Source organism: Bradyrhizobium sp. 4 (genome assembly GCF_023100905.1).
GTDB lineage: Bacteria > Pseudomonadota > Alphaproteobacteria > Rhizobiales > Xanthobacteraceae > Bradyrhizobium.
On record NZ_CP064686.1, the window covers coordinates 5,775,335 to 5,786,764 of the forward strand.

9 protein-coding genes are annotated in these 11,430 nt (G+C 64.1%); 5 read left to right on the forward strand and 4 right to left on the reverse strand.

The window, feature by feature from the left end:
* Nucleotide 1: 1 nt before the first annotated feature.
* The 5 genes from IVB45_RS27585 (at nt 2) to IVB45_RS27605 (ending at nt 7,848) form a co-directional block, all read left to right on the forward strand.
* Nucleotides 2-928 (forward strand): branched-chain amino acid ABC transporter permease, encoded by a 927-nt coding sequence (locus IVB45_RS27585; RefSeq protein ID WP_247288136.1) that lies wholly within the window; start codon nt 2-4, stop codon nt 926-928.
* Nucleotides 928-2,409, forward strand: coding sequence for an ATP-binding cassette domain-containing protein (locus IVB45_RS27590; protein ID WP_247288135.1), 1,482 nt, complete (start codon nt 928-930; stop codon nt 2,407-2,409). Before IVB45_RS27585 ends, IVB45_RS27590 begins: the two co-directional genes overlap by 1 nt.
* Before the next feature lie 41 nt (nt 2,410-2,450).
* The gene (locus IVB45_RS27595; RefSeq protein WP_027570851.1) at nt 2,451-3,692 is read left to right on the forward strand and encodes an ABC transporter substrate-binding protein; all 1,242 of its coding nucleotides are present in this window, start codon (nt 2,451-2,453) and stop codon (nt 3,690-3,692) included.
* A gap of 174 nt (nt 3,693-3,866) precedes the next feature.
* The gene (gene uvrA / locus IVB45_RS27600; protein WP_247358893.1) at nt 3,867-6,383 is read left to right on the forward strand and encodes an excinuclease ABC subunit UvrA; all 2,517 of its coding nucleotides are present in this window, start codon (nt 3,867-3,869) and stop codon (nt 6,381-6,383) included.
* Nucleotides 6,384-6,537: 154 nt separating this feature from the next.
* Nucleotides 6,538-7,848 (forward strand): ABC transporter substrate-binding protein, encoded by a 1,311-nt coding sequence (locus IVB45_RS27605; protein WP_247358891.1) that lies wholly within the window; start codon nt 6,538-6,540, stop codon nt 7,846-7,848.
* A 110-nt stretch (nt 7,849-7,958) separates the two neighbouring features.
* On the opposite strand, the gene IVB45_RS27610 is transcribed toward IVB45_RS27605, so the two are convergent.
* The 4 genes from IVB45_RS27610 to IVB45_RS27625 form a co-directional block, all read right to left on the reverse strand.
* Nucleotides 7,959-8,450 (reverse strand): hypothetical protein, encoded by a 492-nt coding sequence (locus IVB45_RS27610; RefSeq protein WP_245287893.1) that lies wholly within the window; start codon nt 8,448-8,450, stop codon nt 7,959-7,961.
* Between the two features lie 484 nt (nt 8,451-8,934).
* Nucleotides 8,935-10,104: a Gfo/Idh/MocA family oxidoreductase gene (locus IVB45_RS27615; protein ID WP_247358889.1), complete on the reverse strand. Its 1,170-nt coding sequence runs from the start codon at nt 10,102-10,104 to the stop codon at nt 8,935-8,937.
* A 49-nt stretch (nt 10,105-10,153) separates the two neighbouring features.
* Complete coding sequence (locus IVB45_RS27620; protein ID WP_007601095.1) at nt 10,154-10,465, reverse strand: septal ring lytic transglycosylase RlpA family protein; 312 nt, start codon at nt 10,463-10,465, stop codon at nt 10,154-10,156.
* 103 nt (nt 10,466-10,568) lie between these two features.
* Nucleotides 10,569-11,414 carry a CmcJ/NvfI family oxidoreductase gene (locus IVB45_RS27625; protein ID WP_247358887.1) on the reverse strand — a complete coding sequence of 282 codons (846 nt, stop codon included), beginning with the start codon at nt 11,412-11,414 and terminating at the stop codon, nt 10,569-10,571.
* Nucleotides 11,415-11,430: the final 16 nt, after the last annotated feature.

The window sequence follows — 11,430 nt, forward strand, 5'->3', positions numbered from 1 at the left end:
GATGGCCAGCTTCTTTACGACCCGCCTGTTCTTCATCTCGCTCGCGCTGGTCGTCATCGCGGCGACGCTGCCGCTCTACGTCTCCGGCTACGTGCTCGGGCTTCTCACCGTCGCCTTCTATTTCGGCGTGTTCGCAATGGCCTGGGACCTGCTGTTCGGCTTCGCCGGCGAGGTCAATTTCGGGCCGACCTTCCTGATCGGCGTGGGCGCCTACACCGCCGGCATCCTCAATGCCCAATTCGGCTGGTCGGTTTACGCTTGCATCGTGCTCGGCGCGCTCGCCTCCGTCATCGCCGGCCTCGTGCTGGCGCTGCCGGCGCTCCGGGTGCGCGGACCGTATTTCGGCCTGACCACGCTGGTCGCGGTGCTGATGCTGCAGAATTTCATCGTGGTGTTTGCCGACCTCACCGGCGGCGAGATCGGCCTGACCATCCCCGACGTCATCACCATCAACGCCGGCGCCAATTACTGGATCGCGCTCGGCTTCATGACGATCTCGGCGGCTATTCTTTATGGCCTGTCGCAGTCGCCGATCGGGCTGGTGCTGCAAGCCAGCGGCCAGGATCCGGTGCAGGCCGGCGCGCTTGGCTTCAACATCGTCAAGCACAAGCTCGCCGCCTTCATCGTCAGCGCGTTCTTCTCGGGGTTATCAGGCGCGCTGCTGGTGTTCTATTTCGGCACCGCCTCGGTCGGCACCGTCGTCGACGTCGCGGTCGGCGTCAACGTGATCGTCTCAGCCGTGCTCGGCGGCCGGCGCACCGTGCTTGGCGCGGCGCTGGGCGCAATCTTCCTGATCGTCGCCGGCGAGTTCCTGCGCCCGACCGGCGAGCTAGCGACCTTCATCGTTTCGGCCGTCGCGCTGCTCGTCGTGCTGTTCTTCCCCGGCGGCTTCCTCGGAGCGGCCCTCTCGCGTGAGGCGCGCTCGTGATGGATATGCGAACTTCAAACAGGGCCGTGCTCGAAGTCCGTGGCCTGACCAAGCGCTTCGGCGGATTGACGGCGGTGAAGAACCTCGGCTTCGAGGTCAATAGCGGCGAGATCTTTGGCCTGATCGGGCCGAACGGCTCGGGCAAGTCGACCGCGATGAAGAGCGTGATGGGCATCGAGCGCCCGACCGCCGGCGAAGTGATCTTCGAGGGCGAGGACGTCGCCGGCCTTCCCGCGCACAAGATCGCGCGCAAAGGCTTTGGCATGGTGTTCCAGCATTCGCGGCCGCTGAACCGGCAGACCGTGCTGGAGAACATCATGGTCGCGCTGCTGCCGGACAGCCTGTTCATGCTGTTTCCCGACAAGGCGCTGGTCGAGCGCGCCAAATGGATTGCCGACCGCGTCGGCCTCGGCAACGTGATGAACCGCCGCCCGCCGACGCTGCCCTTCGCCGACCTGCGCCGGCTCGAGCTGGCCAAGGCGATCGCGCGCGACCCCAAAGTCGTGCTGGTGGACGAGCCCTTTGCCGGGCTGACGCGGGCGGAGGTCGAAATCTTCTCCGACCTGATCCGCAGTTTTCGCGACGAGGGCCGCGCGGTGATGCTGGTCGACCACAACGTCAAGAGCGTCGCGGCGCTGGTCGACCGCGTGCTCGCGATGTATCTCGGCGAGGAGATCGTCACCGGCAAAGCCGAGGACGTCATGAAGAACGAGACGGTGCGGCGGGTCTATCTCGGCGGCGCCATCGAGACCCATGCGCGGCCCGAGACCAGCTTCAAGGACAAGGTGCCGCTGCTCCAGGTCGAGAACGTCAGCGTGTTCTACGGCAAGGCGCAGGCGCTGGAGAACGTCTCGATCCACGTCCACGAGGGCGAGTTCGTCTCCATTGTCGGCCTCAACGGCGCCGGCAAGACCACACTGTTCAACACCATCTCCGGCTTCCTGCCTTATACCGGCGAGATCGTACGCAACGGCGAGAATCTGCGCGGCACGAGCCCAGCGAAAATCGCCCGCAGCGGCCTCGTGCAGTGCCCGGAATCGCGCGAGCTGTTCGGCGAGATGAGCGTGCGCGAAAACCTCGATCTCGGCGGGCAACACCTCGCCGACGACAAGCGCGCGGCACAGCTTGCCTGGCTGTTCGAGCTATTCCCGATCCTGAAAGAGCGCCAGGGCCAGATGGCGCAAACGCTCTCCGGTGGCGAGCAGCAGATGCTTGCGATCGGCCGCGCGCTGATGATGCAGCCGCAGATCCTGATCCTGGACGAGCCGACGCTGGGCCTCGCCCCCGTCATTCTCGAACTCCTGTCCAAGGCCCTAACGAGGCTGCGGCAGACGACGTCGATCACGGTGCTGCTCGGCGAGCAGAACGTGACCTTCGCGCTTCCGCATGCCGACCGCGTCTATGTGCTCGAACATGCAAGGATCGTCTGGGAGGGCGATCCTGGCCGCTTCGCCGCGGAGGCTGGCGCCGATTTTCTCTAGTTCGCGCATATCAACAACAAACAAGCAAAAGGGAAACGACCATGCGACCATCGACGAATTTGAGCGGCAGCTTTCTCCTCGCCTCCGCGCTGGCGCTGTGCCTCGCTGCTCCCGCCTACGCGCAGTCGAACGAGCCCATCAAGATCGGCGTCATCGCCGAAGTGCAGTCGATCGCGGGTGCCGCGACGCCTGGCGGCGCGCAGATCGCCGCCGACGAAATCAACGCCAAGGGCGGCATTCTCGGCCGCAAGATCGAGATCGTGACCTACGACAACAAAAGCTCCTCGGCGGACTCGGTGCGTGCGTTCCAGCGCGCGGTGAGCGAGGACAAGGTCTCCGCCGTGATCGCAAGCTATATCAGCGAGGTCGTCCTCGCGCTCGAACCCTGGGCGGCGCGGCTGAAGATGCCGCTGATCACCCCCGGCGCCGCCTCGAACGAGATCACCAAGGCGATCCATAACGACTACGAGAAGAACAAGTACACCTTCCACGGCTATCTGACTTCGGCCGCGCAAGCGCAGCTCGTCTGCGACGCCGCCAAGGATCTCCTGGTCGACAAGCTCAAGTTCAAGACGGTCGCGATCATGAGCGAGGACGCCGCCTGGACCAAGCCGCTCGACGTCGGCTACGAGGCCTGTCTTCCGAAAGCAGGCCTCAAGGTGGTCGAGCACGTGCGGTTCTCGCCTGACACCACCGACTTCACGCCGATCTTCAACAATATCGAGGGCAAGAAGCCGGACGTGATCGTCACCGGCATCTCGCATGTCGGCGTGCAGCCGACGGTGCAGTGGAAGAACCAGCAGGTACCAATCCCGATGTTCGGCATCAGCGCGCAGGCGCTGAGCCCGACCTTCTGGAAGGACACCAATGGCGCCGCCGACGGCGTCCCGTCGCTGGCGGTCGCAACGCCCGACGTTGCCGTGACCTCCAAGACGAAACCGTTCGCGGCCGCGTTCAAGGCCAAGTTCGGCTCGCCGCCGGCCTATACCGGCTACACCGCGTATGACGAGGTCTACTTCATCACGGAGGCGATCACGCGCGCGGGCTCGACCGATCCCGACAAGATGGTCGCCGAACTCGAAAAGACCGACTACGAGGGCACGATCGGCCGCATCCAATTCTACGGCAAGGACGACGAGTTCACCCACGGCATCAAGTCGGGTCCGACGACCGTATCCGGTCTGGTCTTCCAGTGGCAGGACTCCAAGCAGGTCGTGGTCTGGCCCGAGAAGATCGCGGAAGGCAAGCTGAAGTTTCCGAGCTTCGTGAAGCTGTCGCAGTAATACGCCGGACTGGGCACCAGGCTCGGTCCCGAGCGCCCCATCGCCTTTGCAAGGCCCGTCGCTCCAGCCGCGACGGGCCTTTGTTTTGTGCAGAACGCCACCGGTACGCTGTCATCGGTGGACCCATCCTGCGATCCTGCCGTTAACCTCCCATGCGTGGGCCGGAGCAGCCAAATGGACGACCGACCAAGACGACCCGATGGCCTGATGCAGGACGACGGCTTCGTTCGCGTGCGCGGCGCGCGTGAGCACAATCTCAGGAACGTCGACGTCAGTATTCCGCGCAACGCCCTCGTCGTGTTCACGGGCGTGTCGGGCTCCGGAAAATCCTCGCTCGCCTTCGGGACGATCTACGCCGAGGCGCAGCGGCGATATCTGGAATCGGTGTCGCCTTACGCGCGCCGTCTCTTCCACCAGATGCAGATCCCTGAGGTCGACGACATCGAAGGCCTGCCGCCCGCCGTCGCGCTCCAGCAGCAGCGCGGCGCGCCGACGACGAGGTCGTCCGTCGGCAGCGTGACCACCATCTCGAACCTGCTCAGGATGCTCTATTCCCGTGCCGGCGATTACCCGCGCGGACAGCCAATGCTCTATGCGGAATCGTTCTCGCCGAACACGCCGGAAGGCGCCTGCCCGACCTGCCACGGCATCGGCCGGATGCTCGACGTCACCGAAAAATCCATGGTGCCCGACGACACCCTCACCATTCGCGAGCGCGCCGTCGCGGCCTGGCCGAGTGCCTGGCAGGGACAGAACCTCCGGGACATCCTGACGACGCTAGGCTACGACGTTGACAAGCCCTGGCGTGAGCTGCCCAGGAAGGACCGCGACTGGATCCTGTTCACTGAGGAGCAGCCGACCGTTCCGGTCTATGCCGGTTACACTGCGGCAGAAGTCAAACGAGCCCTCCGCCGCAAGGAGGAGCCGAGCTATCAAGGCACGTTCACCGGCGCCAAGCGCTACGTGATGCAGACCTATGCCAAGTCCGAGAGTGCGATGATGAAGCGCCGCGTCGCGCAATTCATGATCACCCAGGACTGCCCGACCTGCCACGGCACGCGATTGAAGCCCGAGGCGCTCAAGGTCAAGTTCGCCGGTCTTGATATCGCCGAGATGTCTCATCTGCCGCTCAAGAAGCTGCAGGAGGTGATGAAGCCATTCGCGAAGGCTTCGACGGATGGAGCATCGGAGAAGACCATCGTCGCCAGGCGCATCTGCGAGGATCTGTCGGCGCGACTGGCGGTCCTGCTCGATCTCGGGCTTGGCTATCTCGCTTGCGAGCGCAGTACGCCGACGCTGTCGCCGGGCGAGTTGCAGCGGCTGCGGCTTGCGACACAGGTCCGCTCCAACCTGTTCGGCGTCGTCTACGTGCTCGACGAACCGTCGGCAGGTCTGCATCCCGCCGACACCGAGGCGCTGCTGCGGGCGCTGGACAGGCTGAAGCATGCGGGCAATTCGATCTTCGTGGTCGAACACGAGATCGAGGTAATCAGGCATGCCGACTGGCTGGTCGACGTCGGGCCGGACGCCGGCGAAGGCGGCGGGAAAATCCTCTATAGCGGGCCCCCCGCAGGGCTCGGGCAGGTCGCACAATCGCGAACCGCCCATTATCTCGCGCATCCACGAAAGCCACTGCCGACGGTCCGCCGCGAGTCGAAGGGCCACCTGAAGATCCGGGGGGTGACCCGCAACAATCTGCGCGGCCTCGACGTCGATATCCCGCTCGGGATTCTCGCCAGCGTGACCGGCGTGTCGGGCTCGGGCAAATCGAGCCTGATCAGTCAATTCCTCGTCGATGCCGTGGCGGAGCATCTCGGCCATACACGGGCCGCGGACGCGGACGACGACTGCCTGGCAGCACCCACGGTCGAGACATTGGGCGGCAAGATTGTCGCCGGCCTCGACCAGATCGATCGCCTCGTGGTGGTGGATCAGAGGCCGATCGGCCGCACGCCACGATCGAACCTTGCGACCTATACCGGCCTGTTTGACCACGTCCGGCGGCTGTTCGCCGCGACACCGCAGGCAAAATCCCGCCGCTACGATGCCGGGCGCTTCTCTTTCAATGTCGCGAAAGGCCGATGCAGCACCTGCGAAGGCGAGGGATTTGTCTGCGTCGAGCTTCTGTTCCTGCCTAGTGTCTATGCGCCCTGCCCGACCTGCAAGGGCGCGCGCTACAACGACAAGACGCTGGAGGTGAAGGTCCGCGGAAAATCCATCGCGGATGTGCTGATGATGCGCGTCGACGAGGCCTTCGAATTCTTCCGCGAAGATCCAACTCTCAACCGGTCGCTATCGGTCGTCCGCGAGGTCGGGCTCGGCTATATTCGTCTCGGTCAGTCCGCGACCGAACTGTCGGGTGGCGAAGCCCAGCGCATCAAGCTCGCGACCGAGCTCATGCGGCCGCAACGCGGTCACACGCTCTATGTCCTGGACGAGCCGACCACCGGTCTGCATCCCAAGGATGTCGAGCGGCTGATCGCCCAACTCGAGCGCATCGTGGACGCCGGCAACAGCGTGGTCGTGGTCGAACATGACATGGATGTCGTCTCTCACAGCGACTGGATCATCGATCTCGGTCCCGGCGCCGGCGATGAAGGCGGCCGCATTGTTGCGTCAGGGACACCGCGCGAGGTGGCCAAGGCCGGCGGGAAGACCGCCGGCTATCTCGCCCGTCGCTTGAAACAATAGCGCGGGTCTCGTCGCCGCCCCTTTCGCAATTGCGTTCTGCGCCGCGGAGGCGGGACCCCGACTTTCGCCATGTTGACTTTCCACCGCCCCCCTCCCCATACTTCGAAAAAGAATAACAAGACCAAATCATAAGACGATTTTGAGGGAGGATAGGATGCCGACTTCACGCAGGCAGCTGCTGAAGAGCTCGGCGGCTGCCGCCGCCGCACTCAGCCTCGATTGGACACGGGCCCAGGCGCAAGCCGAAAATTTACGCATCGGCCTGATCTACGACCTCACCGGTCCGTTCGCCGCTGGCGGCTCGGTCGCCTCCTCGGTCGGCGCGCAGATCGCCATCGACCTCGTCAACGAAAAGGGCGGCATCGGCGGCAAGACCAAGATCGTGCCGGTCGCGGCGGATTCGCAGAGCAAGGCGGACGTGGCGATCAACGAAGCCGAGCGGCTGATCAGCCAGGAAAAGATCGACATCATCAACGGGGTCTATTCCAGCGCGCATGCGGTGCCGATGGCCGCGAAGGTCGAGCAGCAGAAGAAGATCCTCTGGATCACGACAGCGGTCTCGACCGCCGTGTTCAAGGACAAGAACCTGCAATACGTGTTTCGCGCGCAGATCCATTCCGACCAGTACGGCCAGGCCTTCGCGGGCTTCGTCGCCGAGCACGCGCAAGGCAAGCTCGGCATGGACCCGAAGGACGTCAAGGTTGCGCTGATCCACGAGGACGGGCCTTACGGCGTCGGCGTCGCGGCGGCCGACGAGGCCTATGCCAAGCAGGCGGGCATCCAGGTGGTGATGCGCGAAGGCTATTCGGCGTCCGCGCCCGATCTCTCGGTGCTTGTGACCAAGCTCAAGCGCGCCAAGGTCGATGTGATCTCGCACGCCGGCTACAACCCCGACATCACCCTGTTCCTGCGTCAAGCCCGCGAGAGCGGCCTGCGCTTCAAGATGCTGTTCGGCGCGGGCGCCGGCTACAGCCAGCTCGACAAGCTGCGCGCGACCTTCGGCCCCGACATCGACAATTTCTGCAACATCGATCCGGTGCCGGCGCAACTGCTCGATTCCGCCAAGCTTGCGCCTGGAATCGGCGATCTGACCAAGACCATGGTCACGCGCTACCAGGCCAAGACCGGCGCGACCGACGTGCCGCCGCACTGCTCGATGGGTTTCAACCAGACCTGGATTCTGCTCAACAGCGTGCTGCCGGTCGCCAAGGAAAGGTACGGCAGCTTCGAGCCCGAGGCCATTCGCAAGGCCGCGCTCGACGTCGACATTCCCGCCGGCGGCACCATCCAGGGCTATGGCGTGAAATTCTTCCCGCCGGGCACGCCGCTCTCCGGCCAGAACGAGCGCTCGACCCCGGTCGTGATGCAGAATGCCGGCGAGCACATCTCGGTTGTGTGGCCGACGAACATCAGGACGCAAGACCCGGTGTTTCCGCTACCGAAGGGATCGACCTATGGGACGTGAGGCTACGCGCCGCGACGACGGTGCACCCTCTCCCCTTGCGGGAGAGGGTGGCTCGCCGCGAAGCGGTGAGACGGGTGAGTAGGTCGCACCTCCCCAATTAGGCAATCATTTTACTGTTTGATTGAGGTGACTGTGCCTGTACAGCCAGTCGATGCTCTGAACGTCCCGGTGCCTCGATTGCCCGAAGTAAAGCTGGTACCGGTGACGGTGACCCCATCGTAGATGCCGACCGAGTGGCCGACCCCGTTGGCGTTGATCGTTCCGGTGGCACCCCCGCCACTGACGCTTCCGCCGGAGACGACGACTGTCGACGTGGTGGTGGTACCGCAGCCCACTGCAGTAACGAGCCACACGCCGTCGAACTTGCTAACACCGCTACCACCACCACCGCTTTTCCGGGCGGCTTCGGGCTTGCTGCGTCGTGCGGGCTTCTCAGGCTCCACCGTGCGCGGTGCCTGCCGCAAGCCGGAAAGGGACTTCTCATCATTCGAGATACTCCCGCCTGCACTGCCAGATTGAGCCAACGCAGCGCTCGCCATGCAGGCCCAGATCAGGAGCGAGACGAGTGTATTTCCAAGCGTAGTTTGAGCTGAACTTTCCACAATGATTTAATCCATATCCAAACAGACCGTGCCAATAACGCGACAAAGATTTGCCAGTCATGTCCCCTCGTCAAGCGCTACGATGGGCTGGTGGGGTCCTTGGCACAACGGGGGCGGCTTCAGCCGCGACATCGGCGGCGGCTATCAGGCCCCGCAATCAGTGTCGGACAATGAATTTCGGGGCAAAAGCTTGGTTTTACTGCATCGCCCACTGGTGGCTGAACCGGGACAGGACGGCATCGTCGTCGCAAGCCCGGAGCAAGCCATGCGAAACCCGAAGCCCTTCACAGTCCTTCAGCCGATCCCCGGCCAGAGCCCGAAGCCGCTGTTCACAGTCTGCGCCTATTCGCTCGATGAGGCTCGCGCCCTTGTCGCGGCAAGGTCGCTGGCGAGACCAGGCGACGCACAGCGCTTCTCATTGACGACACTCGGGAGGCGTTGAATACGGACGCACCAGGTTCAGCTAGATCGGCGTTGTCACGCCCTACAACACCACCCGCCGTCCCTCCTCCGCCGCCCAGTATCCCGCATAGTTCACCTTGATCGTCTCATACGCCAGCGCGAGGTCCGACAGCGGCTGCCGTCCCGTCGCGGCGCATTCCATGAAGTCCTGGATCTCCTGGAGATAGCCGCGCGTCCACTCCTCTTCGAGGCAGACATATTGCCAGCCCGTTTTGCGGTCGACCTTCTCGGTGATGTAGACGGAGGCGAGCTTCTCCTCGGAGGTCTGGTAGCTCATCAAATGATTGTTCGGCGTGATGTTGGCGAACAGCGAGCCGCCTGACGTGTAGGTCTCGATCAGATTACGGACGCCGCCCATGATCATGTCGCCGGAGAACACGGTGGCCTTGGTGCCGTCCGAAAACGTCGCGGTCAGCGTACCCCAATCCTCAACGTCAACAGGATTTGCCTTGATGTAGGTACGCTCCTCCGGCTTCAGGACAGCCGTGACGTTGCCGACATCGCCGCTGACGCTGGCGACGCGGATGGTCTCGCCGCGCGCCTTGGCCTCGACCTGCTTGAGATACAGCACGGCGGAGAGCGGATGGCAGCCCATCCGGATCAGCGAGCCGCCGCCGGTCATCGCCCATTGCGCGGCGTGGGCCGCGTGCGAGCCGGAATGGCTCTCCTCGCCCTTCATGAACAGGATTTTGTCTTTCGTCGCCTTGATGATCTCCGCGGTCTTGGTCACCGCGGGCGCGTAGATCCAGTCCTCGGCATACATGAAGAGCTTTCCGGTGCGCTCGATCGCGGCGCGCGTGGCGTCCATCTCCTCCAGCACGCGCTCATACATCAGCGCCTTCGGCACATGCTTGCCGATCGGCTGCCGATCGCCGTCGCGGCCGAAATAGCCGGCGAACGGCTTTTCGCAGATCACGTGCTTGCCGGCCTGCATGGCGGCGACGATCATTTCGGCATGCAGATTGGGCGGCGTGCAGATGTCGATGACGTCAAGCTCGCGGTCCGCAATCAGCTCGGCAAAGCCACGATAGACCCGCGGGATCTGGTGGCGCCCGGCGAATTCGACGACATGGTCGCCGCGCGCAGCGACCGCCGCGACCTCGACATCCACGCCGTAGACGCGCCGGAACGCATACATATGCAGCTCCGACACGAAGCCGCAGCCGACGAGTCCCACCCTGATCCTGGCCATAGCGCCCCCTGACCCATGCTTTGGGCGGCACTATAGCGCGCCGGCGGACCTATTCCACCGAGACCCGCACCACGCCGGCGCTCATCATGCCCAGCGCCTTGGCGGCCGGCACCGAGAGATCGACGATCCGGCCGCGGATGAAGGGGCCGCGATCGTTGACCCGGCATTGAATCGAGCGGCTCCCGTACGACACCCTCAGCACGCTTCCGAAGGGGCGCGTCCGGTGCGCGCAGGTCAGCTCGCCTTTTCCGGCTTTTCCGTATCCGTAATAGGAGGCAAGCCCGCTTTCGGCCTGGGCAAAGGAAACTGCAGAAAGCGAAAAAGTGGCAAGGCAAGAAAATAGCGTGGTCTGCGCTCGCACGGCACCGCTCCCGGTTGGCCCTGCCCCGCGCAGCAACGTTTGTTGGTTCCCGTGGGTTCCTCAGGCGCCGCCGGGTCGCGCCCGGCGGTGCCATCACACATTGTTACTGTTTGTGAAACACGAGCGTCCGAACCTCGATACTTTCGCGCGGTGCCGCATCGGCCGGCGTAGTGGGATCGACGAACGCGGTGTGGGGCCCGAAGCGGGTGCGGCCGTCCGTCGCGGAATCGTAGCACTTGAGCAGCAGCGCTTCGTCCGCCGTCATCTCCGGGAAATAGAACCAGCGATGGTTCGGATTGTATTTCACCGAATAAGTCTCGCCGCGGCGGTTGGGATAGATCAGGTCGGACGCGACGAGATCGTCGGGCGCCACCGTCGTGCCGTCAGCCATCGCGAGCGGTGAGTCGCGCAATGGACCACGGATCGGCCGCCACAGATTGATCACCTGGACGCGGCCTTTCAGCAGCTCCTCGGCCTCATCGGGCAGATGCTCGCGCACGCGGTTGGCGCCCGAGACGCCGGTCTGGTCGACGTGGACGCGTGTTGCCGGCTGACGCGGGCCACCGTCGCGAATATCCGCGGCGCCCTCGACCCGCCTGCGCACGGTATGGTCGAAGATAACGACGCGGTCGGCTTTCAGCGTTGCCCGCAGGAAGGCCTCGACGGCGGGATAGTAGACCGCCCTCACCTCGTCGTCGTTGCTGAAGTCCTTGACCTGGGTTGGATGCCGCACCAGCGCAAAACCTTCGCGGTCGAGCGAGAAATTCTGCGCGATCAGTCGCGCATCGAAGATCGGGACCTGATGCGGCTCCGGCAACGACGTGCTCTTGGGCTCGCCAGGCGGCGGATCGAAGGCATAGGTACGCGGCTTGCCGGAAGCCGGCGCGAGATAGTTGAGTTCGGCGGTGACGAAGGGAAGCGATTCGATTTTTGTTTCTTGCAGGCCCATGGCCGGTCTCCCGATG

What these genes read in the sequence shown, in the direction of transcription:
- IVB45_RS27585 (WP_247288136.1), top strand. Translation starts at nt 2, where the DNA reads ATGGCCAGCTTCTTTACGACCCGCCTGTTCTTCATCTCGCTCGCGCTG.
- IVB45_RS27590 (WP_247288135.1), top strand. Translation starts at nt 928, where the DNA reads ATGGATATGCGAACTTCAAACAGGGCCGTGCTCGAAGTCCGTGGCCTG.
- IVB45_RS27595 (WP_027570851.1), top strand. Translation starts at nt 2,451, where the DNA reads ATGCGACCATCGACGAATTTGAGCGGCAGCTTTCTCCTCGCCTCCGCG.
- uvrA (WP_247358893.1), top strand. Translation starts at nt 3,867, where the DNA reads ATGGACGACCGACCAAGACGACCCGATGGCCTGATGCAGGACGACGGC.
- IVB45_RS27605 (WP_247358891.1), top strand. Translation starts at nt 6,538, where the DNA reads ATGCCGACTTCACGCAGGCAGCTGCTGAAGAGCTCGGCGGCTGCCGCC.
- IVB45_RS27615 (WP_247358889.1), bottom strand. Translation starts at nt 10,104, where the DNA reads ATGGCCAGGATCAGGGTGGGACTCGTCGGCTGCGGCTTCGTGTCGGAG.
- IVB45_RS27625 (WP_247358887.1), bottom strand. Translation starts at nt 11,414, where the DNA reads ATGGGCCTGCAAGAAACAAAAATCGAATCGCTTCCCTTCGTCACCGCC.